Below are 26,167 nucleotides of genomic sequence, written 5' to 3'. Positions count from 1 at the left end.
ACCCCTCAGATCATATCGAGTTAAGGGTAACCTTACTTAGGTATGGCGAACAATTGAACATATGACCTAAGTAATGCTAGCCTAAGTCGCGTGCCAGACGTCAAAGTGAAAGTTTCCACGCGAATGCCTCGCTTCGTCTCGGTTCCTCTCGCAGCAGTTCTCGCGCTCGTGCTCACGAGCTGCGCCCTGTTTGTGGGCGAGGGGCCGAACGTTGCCGACCGGTCGCTCGCGAGCCAAGAGAGCCCCCGTTTTTTTGAGGGGCCCGACACCGCGCTCTTGAAGAGTGCCGATATTGAACCTATTACCGACAACCCCGAGCCCAAGCTACCCGTGACCTTCATGGGCATGGACGACGTTGAGGTTGAAATCACCGACACCAGCCGCATCCTTGCGCTCGACGGGACCGGCAGTCTCGCCTCGGTCGTCTGGGCGCTCGGCTTCGGGCCGAACGTCGTGGGCCGCGACCTCACCACGGGGTGGGAATCGGCAAAGGATCTGCCGCTCGTGATGGACAATCACACGCTCAACGCCGAGTCGATTCTCGAGCTCAACCCAACCGTTGTGCTCACCGACTACAGCGTCGGCCCCTATGACGTGCAGTTGCAAATGCGCAACGCAGGTATTCCCGTCATCTTCTTCGACGGTGCCGAAGACATCGACGACATCTCGCGCCTCATTGGTGACGTTGCGACCGCGCTCGGCGTTCCAGAGCTCGGCGACGAATACGTGACCGAGTTTCAAAAGACCCTCGACGAGACGATCGCAAAGATCCACTCGATTGCTCCGCAGAAGGAAGAAGACAAAGTACGCATGGTCTTCCTCTACATGCGCGGCAGGGCAGGCGTGTACTACATGTACGGGAATAACCCCGACGGCAGCACCGGCATTGCGGGCATTCTCATCGAACAACTCGGCGGTGTCGACGTTGCTGGTGAAGAAAACTGGACGAGCGGCAACCTCACCGCAGAGGGGCTCATGAACCTTGAGCCAGACCTCTACCTGATGCTCACCCTCGGGCTTGAATCGGTTGGCGGCGTCGAGGGGCTGCTCGAGGTCCCGGGAACCGCGCAAACACCAGCGGGCGAGCGTAAGCGCGTCGTCGACATGAGCGACTACGAGATGTTCACCTGGGGGCCGCGCACGCCCGAGGTGCTCTCGGCACTCGCCGAAGCGATCTATCACGTCGATCTCGATACCGTTGAGCTCGATGAGAGCCAAGCGAAGGCGGGGCGTTCATGACGGCCGCCCCCGGGGCTCCGGCAGAGCCACACATGGAGTTGCCGCGGGTGCTCGACTTCGACGTCGAAGCAACCGAACTGCCCAAGCCACAAAAGGGCAAGGTGGCCTTGCTCTTCATCATCTTGAGCGTCGGCCTCGTCGCTGCAACCCTGCTCTCGGCCGCACTCGGCCAGATGCAGATTCCCATCTTTGAGGTCGTCGGGTCGCTCTGCCGCAAGGCCGGGCTCACCTGCGGTATTGAACCGACGCACCCGAACGCTGACGCGGCGCTCTGGGAGGTACGCTTTCCGCGCGTCGCCCTCGCCGTGCTCGTCGGAGCCGCGCTGTCTTCGGCCGGTGCCATCATGCAGGGCGTCTTCGGCAACCCGCTCGCAGACCCCGGCATCATTGGAGTCTCATCGGGCGCCGCCGTTGGCGCGAGTCTCATGATTATCACGGGTCTCGCTGCAGGCAGCACCTTCAGCATTCCCGCGGGGGCCTTCGTAACCGGCGTGCTCACCGCGCTCCTCATCTATTCGATTTCACGTTCGGGCGGCCGCACACGGGTCATCACCCTCATTCTCGTCGGCGTCGCCGTCAACGCGTTTGGCGGTGCGGCCCTCGCCCTCATGACGTTCGCAGCCGACATGAACCAGCGCGAGCAGATCGTGTTCTGGCAAATGGGTAGCCTGGCAGGATCGATGTGGGCCTCGGTCGGCACCGTACTGCCCCTCGTCATTATCGGGCTCGCCCTCGCGTTCATGATCTCGGGCAAGCTCGACCTCCTCAGCCTCGGCGATGATGCGGCGAGGCACCTCGGCCTCAACATCGAGCGCTTGCGCATCGGTGCGATCATGATCGTCGCGGTGTTGACCGCGGCTGCGGTCGCGTTCGCGGGCATCGTCGGTTTCGTGGGGCTCGTCGTGCCCCACGTGATCCGCATGATTATCGGGCCCGGCCACCGCGTGCTCGTGCCAGCGAGTGCTCTCGGCGGCGCGCTGCTGCTCGTCGCGGCCGACACCTTTGCGCGCACTGCCGTGAGCTACGCCGAGCTGCCACTTGGCATGCTCACCGCACTTATCGGCGGCCCATTCTTCTTCTACCTCATTCGCGCCACCAGTAAAAAGAACGGGGGCTGGCTGTGAGCATCACCCTACCCGGCATGAAACCGCCGCAGGAGCCGACGCCAGCCGCGATCGGGACCACCGTGCTTGAAGCACGCGACGTCGCGGTTTCTCTCGGTGGCACCGAGATTATCTCGGGCATCTCCTTCGACGTCAAAGCGGGCGAAGTGCTCTCGATCATCGGGCCGAACGGCGCGGGCAAATCGACCTTGCTCGGAGCCCTCGCCGGCGATTACGGCTACCGTGGCTCGATCACCATTGATGGGACCGAGGTGAGCGACTGGAACAACCCAGACCTTGCTCTTCGCCGTGCCGTGCTGCGGCAGAGCAACGCGATCAGTTTTCCGTTCAACGTCGTCGATGTGGTGAAGATGGGGCGCGCGCCCTGGCGGCTCTTGAGCACCGTCGAAAACGATGATCGCATCATCGCGCAGGAGCTCTTGCGCAGCGACACCTACCAGTTTGCAGAGCGCACCTTTACGTCGCTTTCGGGCGGGGAGCGAGCCCGCGTGGCCCTCGCTCGTGCGATGGCGCAGCGCACCCAGGTGCTGCTGCTCGACGAGCCCACTGCGGCACTCGACATCAACTACCAGGAGCAGGTACTCGCCCTCGCGAGGCGTTATGCCCGCCAGGGCGGCGCCGTCATCGTGGTGCTGCACGACCTCGCGGCAGCCGCTGCCTACAGCGATCGTGTGCTCATGATCGACGAGGGCGGCATGCGCGAGTGGGGCGAACCCGAAAGGGTGCTGACCTCAGAGCTCGTGAGCGAGGTCTACCGGCACCCGGTGCGAGTGCGCACCGACGAGAACGGCGAGTTGCTCATTACCCCGGTTCGTTTTCCCGACGAGGCTCCCGCGAGCACGGGAAACGATGCACTGAAGAAGGAGAAGGAATGACCACCCAGGCAGCCACACCCACGTGGGCAATGGCGCGACCTCAGCGTAAACGGATGCGGGGCATCGCGGCCTTCACGCTCGTTGCCTCGCTGTTTGCCGGCTACGGGGCACTCGCGGCAGCTGAGCCTGCGCACGCGGCCTCACGCGTTGACGTTTCACCGACCCCGAGTGCCGAGGGCGCGACGACCGTGACCCTGAGCGGCAGTGGTTTTCAGTACCAGCCGAACGCGCCTGGCGGGGTGTACGTCTTCTTCGGCGCTGTGAGTGATCCGACAACCAATGCTTGGGCACCGAGCCAGGGCGGGCTTTCGGGGCAAACCTATGCCTACGCGGCAACCCCGGGTGCACAATTGCTCGTCGCTTTTCAAGGCGGATCGTCGGCCGAAGCGGCCAACAGCATGATCGATCCCAACGGGAACTGGACCACCGAGATGACCATTCCTGGGTCGACGTTCACCGCAACGTTCGGTGACCCCCACAGTGGCAATCAGCAGGGTGGCCAGGAGATTGACTGCTTGCAGGTGCAGTGCGGCATCATCACGATTGGTGCGCACGGGCTGCAGAACGCTAACAACGAATCGTTCACCCCCATCAGCTTCACGACCTCTGGCGGCGAAGTGCAGACGGGCACCGGAGCCGTGCAGCAGTTCAGCGCTGGCGATGCGCCCAGCAACACCGACGACGCGACGACGCTCAAGGTGCCCAAGGGTGAAGAGAAGGACGATAAGGCCAACGACGCAGAAGCGACTGAGACGCAGCAAGAACAGCAGTCTCCCGAGGCCGCACCAGAAGCTGCTCGCGCAGAGAACGAGACCCTGACGTGGGTAGTAATCGGCGTGCTCGGTTTTGCCGTGCTGGCCCTCATCACCGCAACCTCTGTCGTGCTGGTCAAACGTTCGAAAGCGAAGAAGCTTGCGGCCGCCACTTCAGAAGAGCCGGCCGCTGACGAAGAAGGAGTAACCGAATGACGGGCACGAAGGCCCCACGAATGGGCCGTACCATTGGCGCGCTTGGCGTCGCTCTTGCGCTCTCACTCGGGTGGGTCGCACCCGCGAGCGCTGCCGCAGAGCCCGCTGACGATCAGGCTTCACGGGTCGAGATCGCCGAGGGCCACCTCGACTGGGGTGTCAGATACTCGATTCGCAACTACCTCGAAAACTTTGGCCACACCGAAGGGTACGTCGCTGCGTTCGATGGCGCGACCTATCACAAGGGCAACGACGGGGCACAGTTCCCGTTGCAGAGTGGCTGGGTTGACCTCAAACACGGGAAGGCCGAGCTCGAGTTCGGTGGGCGCATGAAGCTGTACGGCTTCGGCACGCCCTGGCTGCACTTCGACGGGGTCAAACTGAACATTGACGATGACACGGCAACGATCACGGTCGACATGATCGAGAGCTTTGGCACGAAGACCAAGACCCCATCGCTCGAACTTGCAGTCTTTGACCTCGCAAAGACGCCGATGCGCCAGCTGTCCAACGGCTCTGTCGTCATCGAAACCGACGAGGGCGGGTTCCCTCCGGTCATTGGCAATGAACACCTCCCTCGCCAAGACGGTGAGGCGACGTACGGCGGCGACAACAATCAGACCGATGGCTTCTCATTCACGCTGTGGCCCGAGGGCGTCACGATTCCTGACGAAACTGGCGAAGAAGGCGGCGAAGGGGAGGGCTCGGGCAAGACCCCCGAGACTCCAGGGCCCGGGGTTACCACCCCAAAACCAACCGAGGTGGCGAAGGCCGACCCGTACGGCGAGAGCACCGCGAGTAACCAATACGGAGCCTCGCTGACCGTGAGCCCCGCCTACTCGCTCGCTGACACTGAACAGGTTGTGCACCTCAAAGGAACTGGTTTTCCGACGACTGCCGAGAATGGAGGCAACTTTGGTGGCCTCTACGTGCTCTTCGGGTGGATCGACCCTGCCGCGGGTGATGCCTGGGGCCCCGGTCACCGAGGGGTGTCAGGAAAGACCTTTACCTACTCGAAAGATATTGAGCCAGCGGGAACCTTCCAGAGCATGGTGAGCTACCCCGGCAACACGACCGTGCCGGGGTTTCCGATGATGGATTCGTCGGGCAACTTCGAGATGGACCTGCCGCTCATCGCCTCTCGCTTTGAGAGCCAGCACGGTATCGACATTGATTGCTACCGCATGCAGTGCGGCGTCATGCTCATTGGTGCTCACGGTCAGAAACAGGCGAAGGGTGAGATTTTCGTTCCTGTCTACTTCACCGACACGAAAGACGGCACCGGGAATGAGGTACCTGAAGTTCCCGTGACCGCTCCGGTAGCGGTGAACCCCAACATGACCTCAGGCGGAGCCGGTGGGGCAGGGGCACAAAACACGGGACTCGGGGTCAACGGTGGCCTTGTGGTCGCAAGCGACGACGCTTCTCTGCGCACCGCATTCTTCGCAGGCATCTTGCTCTTGAGCGGTGCTGCGCTGACCGCTGCAGTGCTCATGCAACGGCGACGAAGCGGCCTGACACACGGGGCACCGCTCAAGAGCCCAACGATTGACGAAAACAAGGAGTAACGGGATGCACCAAACATCGCATCAGAAACGCGGTGCAGCAGCCGCTGCGCTGCTCATCGGCGTCGCTGCCTTCACGTTCGGCGGAGGCGCAGCGACTGCCATGGCAACCGACGAGGTTCCGAATTCGGCAACCGCAGCAGGGGTGAACTACGACGCTGTCAAGCAGGAGCAACCAACGCTCACCGTCACCTGGCCCAAGGGCGGTATTCCAGCAAACGAGCCGAGCACCGTGACGCTCAGCGGCACGAACTACGCGACGTCAACCGATGGCGGCGCGACATTCGGCGGCGCATACACGCTCTTCGGGGTGATCTCACTCAAAGACAGCGCTGACCCCGGGAGCTGGGCCCCTACGAAGCGTGGCGTGAGCGGCAAAAACTATGACTACATGGACGGTGCCGGAACCTACCAGCTCATGGTCAACTACCCCGGAAACCTCACGGAGCCGGGTATGGAATACATGGACGCGGACGGGAACTGGACCATTGAGGAACACCCCGTTCCCGGTGCAACATTCACCGCACAAAACGGAACCGAGGTCGACTGTCTCGCCGAGGGCGTGCAGTGCGGATTCATGACCATCGGTGCTCACGGGCAGCGAAGCGGCGGGGTCGAAGTGTTTACACCGGTGCTCTTCGAAGGCCAGACAACATTGCCCGGCGTCGAACCTGGCCCTGGTGAGGGTGGTCCCAAACCTGGCCCAGGAACCGGGGGAGAAGAACCTGGTGGCAGCAAACCCGGTGAAGGGCAAGATTACTGCTCTGACGTTGTCATTCCTGATGACGCTGACCTTACCGTGACCGGCAGCCCCCTTGGCAGCGACACAAAGGCAACGATGTCGGTCAAACCGGGACGGTACCTTTCTTGCGACGGTACGACCACGGTCACACTGACCGGTAGTGGCTACGACTCAACGAAACCCATCTACGTGGGGCTTGGCTCGCTCGCCAAGCACGACGATAAGACTTCGTGGCGCCGCAGCCTCGGCGGTCTGAGTGGACCGGGCGAAGACTTCGATTACGGCCTGCCGCAACTCGTGGTGGCACACAACTCGACCGACGGTGACGTTGCGTCAGCCGAGATGACGAAGGACGGTGACTGGAGCCTCGAAATCGAGATTCCCGGATCGAAGTTCGACAGTTTCTTCCAGAGCGACATCAACTGTGAAACCGACTTCTGCGGCTTCTTCTCGTTCGGTGCGCACGGCAACCTTGCAGCGGCGAACGAGGCCTACACTCCGGTGTTCTTTGGTACGCAGACCGAAGCCGATAAGCCCTCGCCGAAACCTGAGACCCCAGGAAAAGACGACAAGACTCCGGCTGTTCCCGGCGATGTTCCTCCTAAACAGGACGGCCAGCCCGTTCCCGTAGCCAACGGTTCACCGAAAGCCCAGACTCCCGGCAAGAACGGAGGGCTCGGTGTTAACGGCGGCCTTGCCGTCACCGGTGACGACAGCACCGCACGCACCGCGCTCTTCGCAGGCCTCCTGCTCGTGAGTGGCGGCGTATTGAGTGCGACGCTCGTGCTCGCCCGTTCACGAGCACGCGGCAACCAGGCCACCATCTAACGCTTTACTGCACACAACAAAAGGAAACAGAAACCATGAAAACAACTGCACAGCAGGGAAGTCGTTCGCGACGTTCCCTGGTCGCCTCAGGAGCCTTCGGGGTCACGGCAGCGCTTTTGCTGTCGGGCGCTGTCGCGACCCCCTCGTTTGCTGCCGAGGGTGAAACCTCGACGGGAACCCCGTACAGCAACACCGAGGCTTACATGACCGTGACGCCGGGAACGAACCTCAACCCCGACGGCACGACAACGGTCACCCTGCGCGGGTTCAACTATGACGAGAAAGCTCCGGTATACGTGGGCTTGGGTGCGAACCTTGCCCCCGAAGACCCTGAACTCTGGCGGCGCAGTGAGGGCGGCATGAGCGGCCCCACCGGTGACTACGATTACGGTTCGCCGCGACTCGTTATTGCGCACGGCAACGACGTTGACGGTGACGTCGCCGATGGCGTGATGGATGCTCAGGGCAACTGGAGCATGGAGGTTCAGGTCGCCGGAAGCTCGGTTCAGAGCTTCTTCGGCAAACATGAGATTAACTGCCTCGAGGCAGCGGCCGGTTGTGGCTTCTTCTCGTTCGGCGCTCACGGCAAGGTTTCAGCCCACAACGAGGCCTACGTAGGCATCTCGTTCGCTGATCCAGTGGTTACGGTTGCTCCAGAAATCTCACAGCAGCCTCAGGCCGCCTCAGTAACTGAGAGCGAAGACGCGCTCTTCAACGTCACCGCAACGGGTGACCCAGCACCAACCTATGCGTGGGAGCGGGCAGCGAAGGGGAGCGATGATTTCGCCCCGATCGCTGGTGCGACGAACGCAGAACTGAAGGTTGCTGCAACCACGCTGAACGATGACGGCGCGAAGCTGCGCGTTGTCGTTTCAAACGAGGCAGGCACCGTCACCTCTGAGGTTGCAACCCTCGCGGTAACCGCGAAGGCAACCGAGCCAGAGACTGAAGAGAACTCAGCTACTGGGCTTGGCTACAACTTTGATGCAACCGAGCAGTCACAGCCAAGCCTCAAAGTGACCTGGCCTGAGGGCGGTTTCCCGGGAGACGAGCCAAGCGCTGCGCGTCTCGAGGGCAAGAACTACGCAACCGCACCAGACACCGGTCCAGTCTTCGGCGGTGCCTACACCCTCTTCGGTGTTGTCAAGCTCAAGGACGATACCGACCAGGGCAGCTGGGCACCGACCAAGCGCGGTGTGAGCGGCGTGAACTACGACTACATCGGCGAGGCCGGCGTGTACCAGCTCATGGTGAACTACCCCGGCAATACCACCGAGCCCGGCATGGAATACATGGACGAGCAGGGTAACTGGGTCATCGAAGAGCACCCGGTTCCTGGTGCAACCTTCACCACTCAGGCAGGCAACGAAGTGAACTGCCTCGCCGAGGGCGTGCAGTGTGGCTTCATCACGATCGGTGCTCACGGCCAGCGCAGCAAGGGCGTCGAGGTCTTCACCCCGGTCGAGTTTGCTGAGCCTCAGGCACCTGCCGCGGTCGAGACCTCGATCACGGTGAACAGCCAGAAGAACGGTGAATACCCGACCGACTTCGCTGGTGAAACGGTGAAGGTTTCGGCTTCGGTTCAGCCGACAGATGCTGTTGGCTCGGTCGAGTTCTTCGCCGGTGACAAGAGCCTCGGTCAGGCTGACATCGTCGCCGGTGCTGCAACGGTTGAGACCAAGCTCTTCGAGGGTGGCGCACACAAGGTTCGCGCCGTGTTCACCCCGGCTGACGCCGCTGCGTTTGAAGCATCAACCTCAAACGAGACCACCTTCCGCATCGTCGATCTGACTCCCGCGGTTGGCACGATTGAGGTCGGCGAAGCTGCACGCGAGATCACCGATGCCGAGCTTCGTTGGGGCGTCGCAAACTTCGTGAGCTTCCACTCAGGCCCGGGCAAGGCTGTTCTCGGCGGGAACGTCGAACTTGCCGCTGCCGAAGACGACACCACTCAGGCTTCGGCCGACCGTCAGTTCATCTTCTCGAAGGGAACCGGCCACGTCGACGCCGATGGCAACGTCTTCATCGAATACGACGGCGAGATCCGCCTCACCTCGGGAACCATGCCCGAGTGGAACTTCCGCCAGCCACAGCTGTTTATGAACGCTGCGGGCGACGGCTACCTCTCGGTTGTTGCCGACGGTCACTTCCTGGGCAGCATGATGGGCAGCGAAGACGTTACCTACGGTCCAGAGCGCATCGTTGTGCAGACGTTCAAGGGTGCCGAGCCGGTCACCGAAGCGACTGAAACATCGTTCACCGTTGCCCCACTCTTCGAAGGCCAGGTCGCACCCGGCACTTGGGCGAGCGACTTCTCGGGCGCGACCCTGACGAACCAGTTCCTGCGCTTCGTCAACAGCGGTGTTCGCTCGTACTTCTACCAGTCGGGCGGATCAGCTGACCCAACCAAGGTCGCTAAGCCCCTGACCGTCACCTACACCTCGGGCGTAGCGCCAACCGTTTCGGTTGCTGGCCCCGTCAAGGTGACCGTGGGTGATGACGCGGTGTTCACCGCAACGGTCGCGGGTGACCCTGCTCCAGAACTGCAGTGGCAGACCCTCGCACCGGCAACTGCCGACGAGGCACGCGCAGCAGATGCTGAGGAGACCTGGGTTGATGTTGAAGGCGCAACCGCTGAGACCTTCACCCTTGAGGCTGTCACCGAAGCAATGAACGGCACCAAGGTTCGTGCGGTCGCTTCGAACGGTTTCGGTGAGGCCGTTACCTCAGAGGCTGTCGAACTGCTCGTGACCAAGCGCTCAACCGAGGAGCCCGGTGGCGAGAACCCCGGTACTGAGGAGCCCGGCACCGAACAGCCTGGTGCCGAGAAGCCTGGCACGAAGGCCCCTGGTGCGAAAACACCTTCGGGCGACCTTGCCAACACGGGTAGCTCACTACCTGTTATTGCCGTGAGCAGCGTAGCGCTTCTGCTGCTGCTCGCCGGTGGCGTGCTCGTGATGGCACGTCGTCGTGAGGGTCACTCAGCCGAGTAACAGCCCCACAGAGAATACCGGTGCGGGGCGATCCTCCTCCTGCCTCACACCGTGACTGCCTTCGGATGCCCGGGTGCGTAACCGCCCGGGCATCCGAAGGCCCCTTTGAGGAGGGCTTGAAGCGAAAGCTTCTCCCGAACAGCAACGAAAGAGACACGACGATGACTGAAACCGTACAGAACCCCAGCGCGACAGGCGCTCAAGCAATGACGCTTGCCGAGCGACTTCGTGAGGTTTCACTGAGCGGTCATGGCCGAGGCGACGAGTGGGGGTCATCGGAAGAGGCCGCAGAGCCTCAATACAGCACTGCATACCTGCGTGGTGGTTTGAACCGTGCGGGTGTTGCTGCGCAGGTGGCGCAGCACTTTCTGATGTACGAGGCGCTTGAAGCGGCAACCCTGGCCCATCGTGAGCGCCTGGGTGAAGACTTCGTACTCTGGATGCCTGAGTTGCACCGCTTGGAGTCGCTGCGTAACGACGCGCAGTACTGGATGGGCGATAACTGGGAGAACGAAGTGCGCACGCGATACGCGACCCCTGGCATCATGCGTTATGTCGAGCGGCTGAACGGGGTCGCGGCGACCTCGTACCCGCACTTCGTAGCCCACCACTACACGCGCTACCTCGCCGACCTTTCGGGCGGCCTCATGATCGCCAAGATGTTTCGTCGCAGCTACGAGATGGCGGGCAGCGAAGGGACGACATTCTACGATTTTCCGGACATTGAAGACCCGCGGGCCTGGAAAGACCGCTACCGTTCGTTGCTCGACACCATGGAGTTCAGTGAGCAAGAAAAGGACGCCATGGTCGAAGAGGTCGCGCTCGCGTACCAGCTCAACAACGAGGCAGGGAGCGATCTCGAGGCTCGCTTCGCAGAGTACAAGGCATGAACCGCTCGGTGAACGGTGAGGGGCTTCGTCATGACTGTGTCTCGCCCCCTCTCGGAGTGAAACGAGCGGCGCTCGTCGCGCTTGCCTGCGCTGGCCTGGTGTTCAGCGTCGGCTGCAGCAGCGATGAAGGGTCGCAAGAAACAAACGAGCGGCCAGCAAATGAAGCGGTCGTTGACGGGGTCGTCGGCGAGCTCGCCTCGGTTGAGGGCGAACTCGCCGTTGGTGAAGAACTCTCCGTTCTCGTGCCGCTCCCCACTGACCAATGGAGCGTCGCGAACGGAGACGAAACCGTCGCTCAGATTACCGAAGAGGCCACCGGCGAGGAAGTGAGCGTGGTGCGAATCACGGCGCTTGCTCCCGGCGAGTCGACCGTGGTTTTCCAAGGTCAGGGCGATATTAGCGACGAAATCACCGTTACCGTCAGCGACGAGCCCGCGCCCTAACCCCCGCAGCGAGAGAAAGAACACGACATGAAGCATACTCAGCAAAGCGGCCACGGCAAGAGCCCCTTGCCGGTCTCACCCATGGGGCTCGCTAGGCTCGGCGCCACCTGTTCACTCATCGGTGCACTCGTGCTTTCGCCAGCCGTAGCGTTTGCGCAGGGCAGTGAGGGAGAAGCCCAAGAAACGCAGCCTGCTGCTGCGAGCCTGCACGATGCGGCGCAGGAACAGTTCGAAACGCGGCTCACCGTCGCGAGCCCTCAAACGGGCACCCGAGCCATGTATTTGCTCGGCGATACACACGACATTCAGGTGAGCCTTCGGGCGCTTGACGCCGAGGCGAACGAAGCCGGCACCCAGCTTCGCGGCACCCTCGAGCTCTTCTCTGATGAGACGCTACTCGGGACCGCCCCCGTTGCCTTCGAAGCCGGCGCAACGAGCGCGACCGTTACGATTCGCACCGACCAATGGGGCCGGGGCGGTGCCCACGAGGTCACTGCTCGGTTCGTTCCCGAGCCCGAAAGCCCTTACCAGGCCTCTGAAAGCCAAGCCCAAACGTACCGGGTGGTCGACACGAAGCGCATGGTCGACGACATCGAGCTTGCGGGCGAACCGGCGGCAGCGATCGAAGAGGCCTCGCTTGAATGGACCATCGGCAATATCTGGTTCTCGAACTTCCGCGTGGGGTTCCACCGAGAGGTCGTCGAGGGAAACGTTTCGCTCCCGGAGCTGACCCCGGGAACGAGTAACGAAGAACTGCAGCGCTACTACTGGCGCCCCTTCACCTTTAGCGGCGGATCGGGCGAGGCTGACGCCTCGGGTAACCGAGTGATCACCTTCACCGGAACCGCGCGGCTCACCTCTGGCAGTGGCAATCAGTGGAACTTTACCGACCCCGTCATGCACGTGAATAAGGCTGGCGACGGGTACATTACGGCCGAGTTCTCTGGCTTCTACAACATCGGGAGCGAGCAGGTCTACGAGCCAACGCGCGTGACGATTGCGACGTTCAACGCCGCTGAGCTCGACACCGATGAGGCCGGGGTCACGACTGCAACCGCCGAGCTCAACTGGGAGGGGCAGTCAAACGGGGCAGGCACGTGGGCGCTCAACTTCAACGCTTCGTTCCCGAACGAGTTCGTTGCGCTGCTGAACCCCGGCGTGAATCTCTTTTTCACCGAGAGCAGTATCGCGACCGACAGCTCGAAGATTCCTCACCCGATTCGCTTCTCGTTCACCGAGAAAGCTCTTGACGGTGGGGGCGAAAACCCCGGCACAGGAGAGCCCGGAGAGGAAAACCCTGGAACCGGTGAAACTCCCGGCACCGGTGAGCCAGGCGCAGAAACCCCAGGCGCAGAGACACCAGGTGAAGAGACGCCAGGCTCCGAGCACCCGGGCGTTGCCGAACCTGGCGAGGGCAACCCTGCCCCGGGGCCACTCCCCGACACCAACGCCACAGTGCCAGCGTCTGATGCTGAACGGTTGAGCGCAACCGGAGCGAGCTCTCACACGGTCCTTGCGTGGGCGGCCGCGGCGGCAATGGGTGCTGGGCTGCTGTTCTTCAGGCGCCGTCGCGATGCACACTGACAACCCCCGCGCGCCCCTTCGCGAAGACGAGCGAGCGTTCAACGAACCGTACGATCTCGATCTCGAGCTCGAGCTTGGGCTCGAGATCGGGGTCGGGCCTGACGAGAACGAGTTGCTCCCGGAGTCGCTCGAACGAACGCCAGCGCCACGGGCGAGAGCCGTCGTGGTGACCCTTGCAACGCTCCTTGTGGTGACGCTGCTCGGGCTCGCGCTCATGTGGGCAGGCCAAAAAAGCGCTACCGCGGCCGATGCCGAGAAAGCGCAGGCCGAAGACGCTTCGCCAGTGACCGAACCTCAGGCAGAGACCTCTGAAAACCAGCCTGAGACGGGAGATGCCGCTGGGGAAGCGGGCGATGAAACGGGGCAGCGATCCGCCGAAAATCACGACTCACCGGGGAGCGCGCTGCAGGCCGACCCGGTTTGGGTTGCTCGAGTCGCGGGCGAAAGCGGGGTGCCCGAGCGGGCCCTCAAGGCCTACGCGACAGCGGCGCTCGTGCTGCGCGATGAGCAGCCAGGGTGCGGGCTCGGATGGAACACGCTCGCGGCAATCGGCCACGTTGAGTCGGGTCACGGCACGATTCACGGAGCATCGATCACGAGCGATGGGCGAGCGTTGCCCCGCATCGTGGGCGTCGCCCTTGACGGCGAGATCTACCAGGCCATTCCCGACACCGATGGCGGGCTGCTCGACGGTGATGCCCTGTGGGATCGTGCCGTTGGGCCGATGCAATTTATTCCGCAAACCTGGTCGACCTACGGCCGTTCAGCAGGCGGATCAGCCGAGCCAGACATCGACCAGATCGACGAGGCGGCTCTCAGCGCCGCGACGCTCCTTTGCGCCGAGGGCGGCGACCTCACGGTTGCCGAAAACTGGATTCGGGCGGTGCAGGCCTACAACCCGAGCGTGGCCTACAACAATGATGTGGCCGATATCGCCGAGTACTACGCCGCTTTTGGGTGAGCCCTGGTGAAAGCGTTCAGCCCCGGTGCCGCAAGGGCAGCCGGGGCTGAACGCTTTCACGCTCGCGGTGTCGCGGGCGATGAAGGCTTAAGGAACGAGGTTTGAGTACTCGTCGAGTGTGCCGTCAACGACGGGCACCTGGCGCTCGATTTCGGTGCCGTCGTTCTCAACGAACGCGGTGACCATCGAACCGGCCTTGAGTGAAACCTCGACGATCTCGGGGGTCTCAACGCCGAAGGGGGTGCTGCCGGGCTCGAGTGAGAAGGTCTCGTCAGAAACTTGCTCGTTGCCATCGACGAGGCGTACCGTCACGCGAGTCGCGGCATCGCCCTTGTTGACGCCAGTGAACACGATGTTTGCGCTGTCTTCGCCCGCGACAACGAGGAAGTTGCGTACGTCGGCGCTGGGAAGATCGATGTCAATGCCATCACTGGGTGCGTACTCGTAGGTGGTTGCCTGCGGAACCATGAAGCCACAACCGGTAGTACCCAGTGCGACTGCAGCTGCGAGTGCAAGAGCCGGTGCGATGCGAGTCTTCAACATAACTCCTCTAGAAGTCTGATTATGTGCTGATAAAGGCACAGTACGAGACCATCTTATCCATGACTGCGGCATTCGCGCGAACGGCAGGCCGGGTAATTCGCATAATCCTGTGGTAGAATGGGGTGTTCACGCCTACAGAAGGAGTCTACTCGATGCGATACGAGCCTGGTGAAACCGTAGTTTACCCCCACCACGGAGCCGCCACGATCCTCGAGGTGAAGAAGCGCAAAATTAAAGGGGAAGAGAAAATCTTCCTCAAGCTCAAGGTTCATGAGAGCAAGTCTCCCTTGGGCGAGGTTGTGCAGAACAAGATTCACAAGAACGACCTCACGATTGAGCTTCCGGCCGAGAGCTGCGAACTCGTTGGTGTTCGCGACGTCATTGACCTTGACGATGTTGAAGAGGTCTTCAACGTACTGCGCGCTCCCTTCACTGAAGAGCACTCGAACTGGTCACGCCGCTACAAGGCAAACACTGAGAAGCTTGCTTCGGGCGACGTGATGAAGATTTCAGAGGTTGTTCGTGACCTCTGGCGCCGTGATCAGGACCGTGGTCTTTCGACCGGTGAGAAGAGCCTGCTCTCAAAGGCTCGCCAGATTCTCGTGTCTGAGCTTGCGCTCGCCAAAGAAACGAACGAAGAAAAAGCGTCAGAAATTCTTGACGACGTGCTTGCCTCGTAAGTTCTTCTTCCATGGCGACACGCTACGCTAGGAGCGTGCAACGACTTTACGACTCTCAACAGCAAGCCGTGGTTCAGTTCACCCCTCTGCGTGAGGGCGAAGTGGCCATGTACGTTTGTGGGCCCACGGTGCAATCAGCGCCACACATTGGGCACCTCAGAAGTGCGCTCTCATACGACATCATTCGTCGCTGGTTTGAGGCCTGCGGTAACCGGGTCACCCTCGTGCGCAACGTCACCGATATCGATGACAAGATTCTCGAGGGGGCGCGGGTCGCGCAGGCTGAAGGAAACCCAGAGGAGTGGTGGGCGCTTGCCTACCGAGTCGAGCTGAGCTTTTCGAACGCGTATGCTGCGATCGGAGTGAAGCCTCCCACGTACGAGCCCAGGGCGACGGCGAACGTGAGCGAGATGATCGCGCTCATTGAACGTCTGATCGAACGTGGGCACGCTTATCCCGCTGCCGACGGTTCGGCGAGCGTGTACTTCGACACGCGCAGCTGGCCAGCGTATGGTGCCCTCACGCATCAGTCGGTCGACCAGATGGAAGACGCGGCAGACAGTGAACCCGTGGGCAAACGTGACCCGCGAGACTTTGCGCTCTGGAAGGCACACCGCGAGCACGAGCCGGTTTCTGCCTCGTGGCCCTCACCGTGGGGTAGGGGCCGTCCCGGCTGGCATATTGAGTGCTCGGCGATGGCCAAGCGCTACCTGGGAAGCGAGTTCGACATTCACGGCGGTGGCCTAGACCTGCGCTTCCCGCACCACGAGAATGAGCTCGCTCAGTCGACGGCCGCCGGCGACGCGTTTGCTCGGCACTGGGTGCACAATGGCCTCGTCAACACCGGCGGGCAGAAGATGTCGAAGTCGCTTGGCAACTCGCTCTTCGCGCACGATCTTATTGCCGAGGGGCGACCGATCGTCCTACGTTACTTCCTCTCTTCGGCGCATTATCGGTCGGTGCTCGACTTTAGCGGCGAGAGTCTCACCGAGGCCGACGCAGCATTCTCACGAATCGAGTCGTTCGTGCAGCGGGTCGAAGATGCCGGCAACGAGGTGCGTCATACGCCCGAGGTCGAGCTCCCAGAGGCCTTCGCCGCGGCGATGAACGACGACTTTAGCGTGCCCGAAGCCCTCGGCGTCGTGCACAGCACGGTTCGAGAGGGCAATGCTCTTCTCGATGCCGGTGACGCGGCAGGGGCCGTTAGCCGGGCCGAGAGCGTGATTGCCATGCTCGATGTGCTGGGGCTGAACCCCTATGCCGTTGAGTGGCAAACTGCTCAGTCAGGCGGTAGCGCAGAGAGTGAGAAGGCGCTCGAGCATCTCGTTGAGGCTCTGCTTGCAGAGCGGCTTGAGGCGCGCGCAAAGAAAGATTTTGGTACGAGTGACGCGATCCGCGATCAGCTGCTCAACGCAGGTATCGCGCTCGAAGATCACGCAAACGGTACAAGGTGGAACGTGAAATGAGTCAGAGTAAAGCAAACCGGCCAGGAGCCGTACGAAAGAAGAGCCGCGGCAAGGCCGTCGGAAGCGGTGGCCAGGGGCGTCAGGCTCTCGAGGGCCGCGGCCCGACCCCGAAGGCCGAAGACCGGCCATATCACCCCAAGGGTAAGGCGAAGGCGGCGCGTGAGCGTTACGAAGCTGCCCAGGCAAAGCACCGCGGTGCGCCACAGCAGCGTGCCCGCAACACGCCGAACGACAGCGAATACGTGACAGGCCGTAACGCGGTGCTTGAAGCGCTGCGCACGAAGGTGCCGGGCACCACGCTGTACGTTGCCGCGCGTTCTGAGATGGACGATCGCATGCGAGAGATCATCGGCATTGCGACTGGTCGTCAGATTCCTATTCTCGAGATCATGCGGCAAGAGATGGATCGCATGACCGTTCGCGACACCGTGCACCAGGGCGTGCTGCTCAAGGTGCCGCCCTACGAGTACGCTCACCCCGAAGATTTGCTTGAAGATGCCTTCGACGCGGGCGAGACCCCGCTGCTGGTGGCGCTCGACGGTGTGACCGACCCGCGCAACCTGGGCGCGATCGTGCGCTCTGTGGCTGCCTTTGGCGGGCACGGCGTCATTGTGCCCCAGCGTCGCTCGGTCGGCATGAACGCCTCGGCGTGGAAGACGTCGGCGGGTGCCGCGGCACGGCTTCCGGTCGCGATGGCGTCGAACCTCACGAGCTCGATTAAAGCGCTCAAGAAGCAGGGCGTCTTCGTTATCGGGCTCGACGGCGGGGGCGACACGATGCTGCCAGGCCTCGCGCTTGCCGACAGGCCGCTGCTCGTGGTCGTCGGCTCTGAGGGTTCGGGCCTTTCACGGCTCGTGACCGAGCAGTGCGACGCAATCGTTTCGATTCCTATCTCGAGTGCGACTGAATCGCTCAACGCGGGCATCGCAACGAGCGTTGCGCTCTATGAGGTTTCGAAGCTTCGTGCGGCACAAGACGCCGAGGCTGACGCATAAACATATTCTCTGTTCGAGAGACGAAACCGTGCCGGGTACTCACGCCCGGCACGGTTTTTCGTGTGTTGGGCTAAAGAATCGCGAGTTCGGTTGCCCTCCATCGAGATTCGATCTTTTCGAGTCTCAGCACCACCGCGAAGCTTCTTTCCCCCGTGTGCATGACGACCGCGGCGTGAATTTTGCCCGGGTGCGGCATGGAACTGACGATTTTGCCCGGTAACGGGACGATTCGTCGTTCATCGCGGTAGACCGCCTGCCGGTCGCGCCGCAGAGAGCGCTGCAGGAGGAGCCGTTCAAAGACCTCACCGGTGACGTACCGCGAGAGCTGCTCGAGCGGTCGTATTCCATGAATAGCCTCTACGGCGTTGAGTGCGAGTGTTCGTATGGTGAGCGTTGAGGGTATCTGTGGCGATTCTTGCTGCTCGGCGTGAACACCCTTCCCGCCGCTGCTCGCAGGAGTGAGCGGCGGCATCGTGGCGTCTGTTGGCGCTCCTTGAAGCTTGCGGCTGGCGTTGACCATGGGGTGTCCTTTCTCGCGGTTCCCCCACAAGTCCTGACCTACACGTAACCCTAGGCAAGCCGCCCTGAAGAGCGTCAAGCAGATTCCAAGCCATAGGCTTGCGCGCCGTCATCGTGGAGAAGCGCACAAGGCCATCTCGAGTGGAATACACTACAGATGTGTCTACGCTTAAAGAACTTGCGACGAAGTATTCGACCCTCAATGAAGAAGAGATCGACTGGTTAGATCTTCTGATGGCCGATGTGCCGCTTCTTGCTGATCTTGCGTTCGGCGACATCGTCTTGTGGGCACCGACCGGCGAGGGCGACTGGCTAGCGGTTGCGCACTCGCGCGCTTCAAGCACGATAACGCTGTTCTACCGAGACATCATTGGCGACTACGTCCGTGAAGACTGGCGTGAGGTCTTTGACGAAGCGGTTGAGACCGGTGAGCCCTCGGTCTCGCTCACCCCGGCCTGGTACGAAGAAAACCCCATGGGGCTCACGGCCTACTCGGTGCGCCGCACTCTGCCAGACTCTGGGGCTCTCTCTGCCCCCTTCGCGGTGATGACCGTTCACACAAGCCATGCCGTCGAATTCAGTGCGTCGAGGCAAATACTGGCGTTCAAAGAGTGCGCCGATGACCTGTGCCGCATGGTGCAAGACGGGACCCTGCCCAACTCGAAGAGCACCTACGCCAGGCGGCAGGGGGCTCCGCGGGCGAGTGACGGGCTCATCAAAGTTGATGATGAGGGCGTCATCACTTTCGCGAGCCCGAACTCGCAAACGACCTTCAACTCGGTTGGTTTTCGTGACGAGCTTGAAGGGCAGAACTTCGCGGCGGTGCTCGCCGACCTCGTACGGGGGCAGTTCGACACCGACGAGTCGATTCCACTCATCGCTCAGGCCAAGGTGTACAAGCGCTCAGACATCGATGTGAAGGGGCGCACCATCACGTTGCGCTCGATTCCCGTGTTGCGCGACGGCAAACGCACCGGGGGCATCGTGCTTTCGCGCGATATCACCGACATCAAGCAGCAAGAGCAGATGCTCATCACGAAAGACGCGACGATTCGTGAGATTCACCACCGCGTGAAGAACAACCTGCAGACCGTTGCCTCGCTTCTGCGCGTGCAGGCTCGACGAGCCGAGAGTGAAGACGCGAAAGACGCGCTCAGCCAGGCCATGCGCCGTGTTGCAGCGATCGCCGTGGTGCACGACACCCTTTCGACGGGCCTTTCTCAGGACGTGGCGTTTGACGACGTGCTCGACCGGGTGCTCTCGCTCGCCACCGAGGTCGCGAGCCTGCACGGCACCGTCGTGCACCTGCACAAAGAGGGCAACTTCGGTACGCTCCCGAGCGAGTACGCGACCCCGTTTGCGCTCGCACTCACCGAAGTGGTCACGAATGCTGTTGAGCATGGCTTGCGCGGCATCGAAGGGAACGTTTCGGTCATCGGCCATCGTGACGAGCACTCGATCAACGTTGTCGTGAGCGATACGGGCACGGGGCTGCCCGGCGGCACCGTGGGCGACGGGCTTGGCACGCAGATCGTGCGCACCCTCATTGAGGGTGAGCTTGGCGGATCGATTACCTGGGAAAATAATGCCGAGGGCGGCACCCAGGTCACCATTGACGTGCCGCTGCACTGGATCAACCAGAAGTGACCCGGCGCCAGGCACCGCCACTCTTTTGGCGCCGATTGCCCCAGCTGCTCGCGGGGCTCACGCTCTTTGGTGCGGGTATGGGGTGCATGGTGCAGGCGTCGGTCGGCGTTTCGCCGTGGGACGTGCTCGCGACGGGCCTCGTGAACGTGACGGGGCTCGACTTCGGCGTCATCACGGTGATCGTGGGCGTCGCCGTGCTGCTGCTGTGGATCCCGCTGCGAGAGAAACCGGGCATCGGCACGTTGCTGAACGTGCTCATGCTGGGTCCCGTTGCACAACTGGTGATCTGGTTCGTGGCGATTCCAGAGAGCGTGCTCTTGCGGTCGCTGCTGTTTGCAATGGGGCTTGGCTTCGTTGCGCTCGGGAGTGGTCTGTACATTGGAGCGCAGTTTGGTCCCGGGCCGCGCGACGGCATCATGACCGGGCTACACCGCATCACGGGGTGGCCCGTTTGGGCCGTTCGTACGGGCATCGAGGTGAGTGTTTTGCTCATCGGGTGGATGCTCGGCGGCAACGTCGGGGTTGGCACGCTGGCCTTTGCGCTCCTCATCGGCCCACTCGCTGCGCCCGCCATGCGGTGGTTTGATTTGCGCCAGCGCATTCTTGACGAGATCGCAAGGCGCGAAAACGAACAGTGAGTAAGTACGCGGCGGGTGCAAAGATCATCTACCATAGATAGCGTGCTGACACGTCTATCTCATTACTTTTTCAAAACACTCCGCGAAGACCCCTCTGACGCCGAGGTAGCGAGCCACAAGCTGCTCGTTCGGGCTGGCTACATTCGTCGCCAGGCTCCAGGCGTGTTCGCGTGGTTGCCGCTTGGGCTGCGCGTCAAGGCCAACATCGAGCGCATCGTGCGCGAAGAGATGGCTGCCGCGGGAGCCCACGAGGTTCACTTTCCTGGCATCTTGCCGCGTGAACCGTATGAGAAGACCAATCGCTGGGAAGAGTACGGCGAAGACCTCTTCCGTCTGCAGGACCGCCACGGCGCTGACTACCTGCTCGGCCCCACTCACGAAGAGATGTTTACGTTGCTCGTGAGCGACATCGTCAGCTCGTACAAAGACTTGCCCCTGTCGATCTTCCAGATTCAGGACAAATACCGTGACGAGGCACGGCCCCGTGCCGGCCTGCTTCGCGGTCGTGAATTTACGATGAAAGACGCCTACTCGTTCGACATCACTGACGAGGGGCTCGAAGAGAGCTACCAGAAGCAGCGCGCCGCATACGAGCGCATCTTCTCGCGCCTTGGCCTTGATTACGTCATCGTGAAGGCCGACGCTGGCGCAATGGGCGGCTCGAAGAGCGAAGAGTTCTTGCTGCCAATCGAGATTGGTGAAGATACCTTCGTGCGTTCGGCCGGCGGGTATGTGGCCAACGTTGAGGCTTACCAGACGCAGGTACCTGCGGCGCTGCCGATTGAAGGTCAGCCAGAGGCGCTCGTATTCGATTCGCCGAACACCCCCACGATTGAGACGCTCGTGGCACACACGAACGCGGTTCTGCCGCGCGACGATCGCCCGTGGGAGGCCGCAGACACCCTCAAGAACGTCGTGCTCGCGGTGACGAACCCAGAGGGTGAGCGAGAGATCGTTGTCATCGGTATCCCGGGTGAGCGTGACGCCGATATGAAGCGCGTCGAGGTCGCCTTCCCGAACTGCGAGGTTGAGCCAGCGACCGAAGCTGACTTCGAACGCCACCCACTGCTCTCGAAAGGTTACATCGGGCCCGGTGCCAAGGGCGCACCAGTGCTTGGTCTCGAGGGCACGACCGGTATTCGATACCTCCTCGACCCCAGGGTCGTCGAGGGAACCGCGTGGATCACCGGCGCCAACGAGCACGAGAAGCACGTCGCGCACCTCGTGATGGGCCGAGACTTCGAGGCAGACGGCGTAGCCGATGTCGCGAACGTTCGCACGGGCGATCCCGCTCCCGACGGCTCCGGCCCGATCGAGACGGCACGCGGCATGGAGATTGGGCACGTGTTCCAGCTCGGCCGCAAATACGCCGAGGCACTCGGTCTCAAGGTGCTCGACGAAAACGGCAAACTGCAAACGGTCACCATGGGTTCGTACGGTATCGGCGTCACCCGTATTCTTGCGGTGCTCGCTGACCTCAACCACGACGAGCGTGGGCTCATGTGGCCAGAGGCAATCGCGCCGTTCGATGTGCATCTCGTTGCCACGGGTAAAGATCCGCTCATTTTTGAGCGAGCTGAGGCGCTTGCCGCCGAGCTCACCGAAGCGGGCATTGAAGTGCTCTTCGATGATCGACCCAAGGTTTCACCCGGCGTGAAGTTTGGTGACGCTGAGCTGCTCGGTATGCCCAAGGTCGTTGTTGTGGGCCGCGACGCCGCCGAAGGCTTTGCCGAGGTGTGGAACCGCCACGCTGGCACGAAAGAAAAAGTAGCACTCGATGGCGTCATCGATTGGGTGCGTCAGTAAGCGGTACACTGCTTTCGAACGTTAGATGCACTGGAGGGCACATGTCTGATCTTGGACCGGTCGTAGTACGACGCACCGTAAACGCGCCGCAAGAGACGGTTTGGGCCATGTTGAGCGACGCCACGGCGCGTTCGGCATGGTGGCCCGAAACCGACATTGAGCTCGAGCTTGGCGGGGCCGTCATTGATGCCCGCGGGCAGCACGGTACGGTCGATGTGCTCGTCGAAGGGCTCACGCTCGGGTTCCGTTGGGCCGACGAGGGGGCAGAGAACGCACGCACCGTTGTGGTGATGCTTCGCCCCGAAGACGAAGACTTCGACCAAACACGGGTAACCGTGATCGAATCAGGCTTCGCCACACTCGCCGATGCGACGAGCCGCGTGCAAGCCGAGACTTCGCACTGGGAACAGACGCTCGAGGCACTCTCCTTGAACGCTGAAGACCCCGAAGCCGCTGCTGTTGCGGTGACGGCTTTAGGAGATCTCGACGACGACGCTGACGAAGCCGATGCGGCCGAAGACGTCGCGGAGGAGCTCTCAGCCGACGCCGAGTTCGAGCTTGAGGATGCAGAGGCCGAGCTAGCCGGAGACCTCGAAGCCGGGACCGTTGAAGCTGTCGATGCGGTTGATGCCGACGAAGCGCTTGAAGCTGACGGCGATGCCATCATCGATGAAGAGCCAGTCGCAGCCGTTGAAGCCGATGAAGAAGCATCAGAGTCTGACGACGCAGACGAAGCTGGCGACTCAGATGAAGCCGATGAGGCTGAAGACGCTGACGAGGGCGATGACGACACCGTTGAGGTGCAACTCGACGAGACAGATCTGAACGAGACGGCCGTGCTCGACCAGATCGATGATGACGTGCAAGAAACTACCGTTATCGAACTTGTCGATGAAGATGCGAACCCGACCACCGTGATTGATGCGCTCGACGACACTGACGACGGTGAAGCTCCCGTGAGTGAGCTCCCTGAAACGGATGCTGCCGAGAGCGGCGACAGTGCGCCGAATGAAGCCGCAGAAGACGAGGCTGAGCACACCGAGGGTGGCGAAGTCGAGCAGAGCTTCGAGTCGGTGCTCACGGGCGACCAGAGCATCATCGAGATCGTGCAAGACGACGTTGTTGAGGGCGAAACCTTCGACCCAGCAGATGCGATCCTGCTGCCCGAGGTAGGGGCTCCATTCACCGAGACCGGCGGAATCCAAATCACCGCCGACCTCGGGGTTGAAGAACCCGTCGACGTCGATGAAACCTCAGAGTGGGAACGCCTGCTTCGCGGCGAATAATCGCTGAAGGGTGACGAACGATACCCTCACACGCCAAGAACAAAGGGCGGCTCACCACTCAGGTGAGCCGCCCTTGCTTTCTTGGTCAGCGTGGAACGGGGCAGGGCCCGACGTTGCTACTCAGCCGCCGCGGCACGAGCCGCAATGTCGGTGCGGTGCTGCGAGCCCTCAAGTGAGATGCGTGCGAGAGCATCGTGTGCGAGGCCACGGGCCGTCGCGAGCGACTCGGCAAGAGCGACGACGCTCAGCACACGGCCGCCCGTGGCGATAAGCATCTCGGGCTGTTTGACGGGCTCGGCTGAAGGGCCGTTTGGAAGCTCGGTTGCGGCGTGAATGACGCGCACGCAGGCATCGAGTGCCTCAGCATCGTTGATGCCCGTGATGGGGCGTCCCGTTGCGACCTCGCCCGGGTAGCCCTCGCTTGCGAGCACAACACACACGGCGGCATCGTCAGAAAAGGCCGGCGCTGGGAGCTGGTCGAGGCGGCCCTCGGCCGACGCGAGCAGGTAGGCGCTGAGCGCCGAGGTCATGCGGGGCAGCACGACCTGTGTCTCGGGATCACCGAAGCGAGCGTTGAACTCAATGACCTTAATGCCCTGCTCGGTGAGAATGAGGCCGCAGTAGAGCAGACCGACGAAGGGAGTGCCCTCGCTCTCAAGCTGACGAACGGTGGGAACGGCAACCTCGTCGGTAATGCGCTGAACGGCGTCGGTCTCGAGCCAGGGAAGCGGTGAGTATGAGCCCATACCGCCCGTATTCGGGCCCTCATCGTTGTCGAAAATGCGCTTGAAGTCTTGCGCCGGCGCGAGCGGCAGCACGTTGTGGCCGTCTGCGAAGAAGAAGAGCGAAACCTCGGGGCCCGAGAGGAACTCTTCGACGAGCACCTCGCCGTGAGGAGCCCAGGTCGCGACGTGGTCGAGCGCGGCCTCGAGGTCTTCGGTGACGAGCACCCCTTTGCCCGCGGCGAGCCCGTCGGCCTTGATGACGTAGGGGGCGCCGTACTCGGCAAGTACCTCGGTTGCTTCGTCGCGTGAGGCTACGTACGAAGCTCGGCCGGTGGGAACCCCAGCTTCGGCCATGATGCGCTTCGCGAATGCTTTTGAGCCCTCGAGCTGCGCTGCTGCTTTGCTCGGCCCAAAGACGGGAATGCCTGCCGCGCGAAGCGGGTCGGCGACCCCAGCGACGAGGGGAGCCTCAGGGCCGACCACGACGAGCTCTGCGCCTCGCTCGGTTGCGAGCTCGGTGACGGCAGCCGGGTCGGTGACATCGACACCGAGAATGCGTTCACACGGCATTCCTGCGTTGCCGGGTGCACACCATACCTCGTGGCCCGCTTCTTCGCGTAGAAGAGAATCAACAATTGCGTGCTCGCGAGCACCTGAACCCAAAACCAAAATCTTCACGCTTCAAGAATAGCCGGTTGCGGTGACATTCTTGGCTCTGCCGCACACGCCCAGCGAGGAGACGGCACAATAGGTGGCATGGCAAAGAGAAGAATCCGGGCGGCCGATGGCGCGGGGGCAGTGCGCGAGGCGCAACAAGCGATCGAGGCTGGCGAGCAGGTACCACGTCCGGTGCTCGCAACCGCCGTGCGGTTCTTGCTCGAAGAGCTCACCGAGCGCTTTCCCGGCAACACGCTTGAGGTGAGGGTTCCGCCATTTGGTGCGGCCCAGTGCGTTGAGGGACCCCGGCACACCAGAGGCACGCCACCCAACGTGATCGAGTGCGACGCAGAAACGTGGATCGCGCTCGCGCTCGGCCAGATGAGTTGGCAACAGGCGCTCGCCGAGCATCGGGCGACCGCTTCGGGCACCCGTGCCGACCTCACCGATCAGCTGCCGCTCATGGGGTCAACCGGTAACGGCGCCGCCTAAGGCTGCACGGTCGGCCAGCGTGGCATTCTTTGAGCCAGGAAGTGCGAGAATGGGTGTATGAATGAGCAAAACGCGACTCCTGCGGGAGCGCAAGACCCCGGGCAAGGGGCGCACGAGGGCGTCGCGACCGATGCCCCGATGCAGGCCGATGCAGCCGACGTTCACGACCCGGCAGAGGCAACCGAAGCCGCACCGGTCATGAGTGAACCCGTGGTGACTGAAGAGCAGGTAGATGTTTCGATTCAGCGTTCGGTTCGCTTCGGGCGACTGCTGATCGTTGGGGCGATCATTGGCGGCGTGCTCGCAGTGATTCTCACGCTGCTGCGCCCCGTTGATCCTGAAGCGCTCTACGAGATGCGTCAGATCGCAGGGTTTATGCTCGTGCTTGGCGCTGCAATCGGGCTCTTCGCAGGGGCCCTCCTTGGGCTCATTCTCAACCTCTTCGCTCGTCGCAAACGTGGTTCTGGAGTAGCCGTTCACACTGACGTGCAATAATGAAGC

Annotated in this window: 23 protein-coding genes; 20 read left to right on the top strand and 3 right to left on the bottom strand. The window is 62.1% G+C overall.

The window, feature by feature from the left end; genetic code table 11:
• The first annotated feature begins 90 nt into the window (after positions 1–90).
• The 11 genes from JSO19_RS03385 (at position 91) to JSO19_RS03335 (ending at position 14,212) form a co-directional block, all read left to right on the top strand.
• Entirely contained in the window at positions 91–1,239 is a 1,149-nt protein-coding gene (locus JSO19_RS03385) for a heme/hemin ABC transporter substrate-binding protein (RefSeq protein ID WP_270909742.1), read from the top strand.
• Entirely contained in the window at positions 1,236–2,363 is a 1,128-nt protein-coding gene (locus JSO19_RS03380; RefSeq protein WP_270909740.1) for a FecCD family ABC transporter permease, read from the top strand. Before JSO19_RS03385 ends, JSO19_RS03380 begins: the two co-directional genes overlap by 4 nt.
• Before the next feature lie 17 nt (positions 2,364–2,380).
• Positions 2,381–3,238 (top strand): heme ABC transporter ATP-binding protein, encoded by an 858-nt coding sequence (locus tag JSO19_RS03375; protein WP_270909739.1) that lies wholly within the window; start codon positions 2,381–2,383, stop codon positions 3,236–3,238.
• Positions 3,235–4,206, top strand: coding sequence for a hypothetical protein (locus JSO19_RS03370; RefSeq protein WP_270909738.1), 972 nt, complete (start codon positions 3,235–3,237; stop codon positions 4,204–4,206). The genes JSO19_RS03375 and JSO19_RS03370 overlap by 4 nt, the downstream gene beginning before the upstream one ends.
• The gene (locus JSO19_RS03365) at positions 4,203–5,774 is read left to right on the top strand and encodes an HtaA domain-containing protein (protein WP_270909736.1); all 1,572 of its coding nucleotides are present in this window, start codon (positions 4,203–4,205) and stop codon (positions 5,772–5,774) included. Before JSO19_RS03370 ends, JSO19_RS03365 begins: the two co-directional genes overlap by 4 nt.
• A gap of 4 nt (positions 5,775–5,778) precedes the next feature.
• On the top strand, positions 5,779–7,341 hold the full coding sequence (locus tag JSO19_RS03360; RefSeq protein ID WP_270909734.1) for a hypothetical protein: 1,563 nt from the start codon (positions 5,779–5,781) through the stop codon (positions 7,339–7,341).
• 35 nt (positions 7,342–7,376) lie between these two features.
• Positions 7,377–10,334, top strand: a complete 2,958-nt coding sequence (locus tag JSO19_RS03355) for a hypothetical protein (RefSeq protein WP_270909732.1) — start codon at positions 7,377–7,379, stop codon at positions 10,332–10,334.
• A gap of 161 nt (positions 10,335–10,495) precedes the next feature.
• On the top strand, positions 10,496–11,224 hold the full coding sequence (locus JSO19_RS03350; RefSeq protein ID WP_270909731.1) for a biliverdin-producing heme oxygenase: 729 nt from the start codon (positions 10,496–10,498) through the stop codon (positions 11,222–11,224).
• Entirely contained in the window at positions 11,221–11,667 is a 447-nt protein-coding gene (locus JSO19_RS03345) for a hypothetical protein (protein WP_270909729.1), read from the top strand. The genes JSO19_RS03350 and JSO19_RS03345 overlap by 4 nt, the downstream gene beginning before the upstream one ends.
• Before the next feature lie 27 nt (positions 11,668–11,694).
• On the top strand, positions 11,695–13,251 hold the full coding sequence (locus JSO19_RS03340; protein WP_270909728.1) for an LPXTG cell wall anchor domain-containing protein: 1,557 nt from the start codon (positions 11,695–11,697) through the stop codon (positions 13,249–13,251).
• Positions 13,241–14,212: a lytic transglycosylase domain-containing protein gene (locus JSO19_RS03335; protein ID WP_270909727.1), complete on the top strand. Its 972-nt coding sequence runs from the start codon at positions 13,241–13,243 to the stop codon at positions 14,210–14,212. Before JSO19_RS03340 ends, JSO19_RS03335 begins: the two co-directional genes overlap by 11 nt.
• Before the next feature lie 87 nt (positions 14,213–14,299).
• Here JSO19_RS03335 and JSO19_RS03330 read toward each other — a convergent pair whose 3' ends face one another.
• Positions 14,300–14,755, bottom strand: a complete 456-nt coding sequence (locus tag JSO19_RS03330; protein WP_270909726.1) for a DNA modification methylase — start codon at positions 14,753–14,755, stop codon at positions 14,300–14,302.
• Between the two features lie 152 nt (positions 14,756–14,907).
• On the opposite strand from JSO19_RS03330, the gene JSO19_RS03325 reads away from it, so the two are divergent.
• Genes JSO19_RS03325 through rlmB form a run of 3 tightly spaced genes read left to right on the top strand, consistent with a single transcriptional unit; the run spans position 14,908 to position 17,896 of the window.
• Positions 14,908–15,435: a CarD family transcriptional regulator gene (locus JSO19_RS03325; RefSeq protein WP_217135393.1), complete on the top strand. Its 528-nt coding sequence runs from the start codon at positions 14,908–14,910 to the stop codon at positions 15,433–15,435.
• Between the two features lie 11 nt (positions 15,436–15,446).
• Positions 15,447–16,901, top strand: coding sequence for a cysteine--tRNA ligase (cysS, locus tag JSO19_RS03320; protein WP_442915672.1), 1,455 nt, complete (start codon positions 15,447–15,449; stop codon positions 16,899–16,901).
• Positions 16,898–17,896 (top strand): 23S rRNA (guanosine(2251)-2'-O)-methyltransferase RlmB, encoded by a 999-nt coding sequence (gene rlmB / locus JSO19_RS03315; RefSeq protein ID WP_270909722.1) that lies wholly within the window; start codon positions 16,898–16,900, stop codon positions 17,894–17,896. Before cysS ends, rlmB begins: the two co-directional genes overlap by 4 nt.
• 70 nt (positions 17,897–17,966) lie before the next feature.
• Here rlmB and JSO19_RS03310 read toward each other — a convergent pair whose 3' ends face one another.
• Entirely contained in the window at positions 17,967–18,416 is a 450-nt protein-coding gene (locus JSO19_RS03310) for an Rv3235 family protein (RefSeq protein WP_270909721.1), read from the bottom strand.
• Between the two features lie 158 nt (positions 18,417–18,574).
• Here JSO19_RS03310 and JSO19_RS03305 point away from each other — a divergent pair, with 158 nt between their 5' ends.
• Genes JSO19_RS03305 through JSO19_RS03290 form a run of 4 tightly spaced genes read left to right on the top strand, consistent with a single transcriptional unit; the run spans position 18,575 to position 23,792 of the window.
• Positions 18,575–20,062, top strand: coding sequence for a sensor histidine kinase (locus tag JSO19_RS03305; RefSeq protein ID WP_270909719.1), 1,488 nt, complete (start codon positions 18,575–18,577; stop codon positions 20,060–20,062).
• Positions 20,059–20,700 (top strand): membrane protein YczE, encoded by a 642-nt coding sequence (gene yczE / locus JSO19_RS03300; protein ID WP_270909717.1) that lies wholly within the window; start codon positions 20,059–20,061, stop codon positions 20,698–20,700. The genes JSO19_RS03305 and yczE overlap by 4 nt, the downstream gene beginning before the upstream one ends.
• A gap of 42 nt (positions 20,701–20,742) precedes the next feature.
• Entirely contained in the window at positions 20,743–22,506 is a 1,764-nt protein-coding gene (locus JSO19_RS03295; RefSeq protein ID WP_270909716.1) for a proline--tRNA ligase, read from the top strand.
• A 41-nt stretch (positions 22,507–22,547) separates the two neighbouring features.
• Positions 22,548–23,792 carry an SRPBCC domain-containing protein gene (locus tag JSO19_RS03290; RefSeq protein WP_270909714.1) on the top strand — a complete coding sequence of 415 codons (1,245 nt, stop codon included), beginning with the start codon at positions 22,548–22,550 and terminating at the stop codon, positions 23,790–23,792.
• Positions 23,793–23,908: 116 nt separating this feature from the next.
• On the opposite strand, the gene purD is transcribed toward JSO19_RS03290, so the two are convergent.
• Complete coding sequence (purD, locus tag JSO19_RS03285; protein ID WP_270909713.1) at positions 23,909–25,195, bottom strand: phosphoribosylamine--glycine ligase; 1,287 nt, start codon at positions 25,193–25,195, stop codon at positions 23,909–23,911.
• Positions 25,196–25,273: 78 nt separating this feature from the next.
• On the opposite strand from purD, the gene JSO19_RS03280 reads away from it, so the two are divergent.
• Complete coding sequence (locus tag JSO19_RS03280; RefSeq protein ID WP_270909711.1) at positions 25,274–25,666, top strand: sterol carrier family protein; 393 nt, start codon at positions 25,274–25,276, stop codon at positions 25,664–25,666.
• A gap of 57 nt (positions 25,667–25,723) precedes the next feature.
• The gene (locus JSO19_RS03275; RefSeq protein WP_270909710.1) at positions 25,724–26,161 is read left to right on the top strand and encodes a hypothetical protein; all 438 of its coding nucleotides are present in this window, start codon (positions 25,724–25,726) and stop codon (positions 26,159–26,161) included.
• Positions 26,162–26,167 lie beyond the last annotated feature (6 nt).

The sequence above is a fragment of the Leucobacter sp. UCMA 4100 genome (assembly GCF_027853335.1).
In the GTDB taxonomy this organism is placed as follows: domain Bacteria; phylum Actinomycetota; class Actinomycetes; order Actinomycetales; family Microbacteriaceae; genus Leucobacter_A.
Note: the sequence above shows the minus strand (reverse complement) of the source record. Positions and strands in the feature narration are given on the sequence as shown.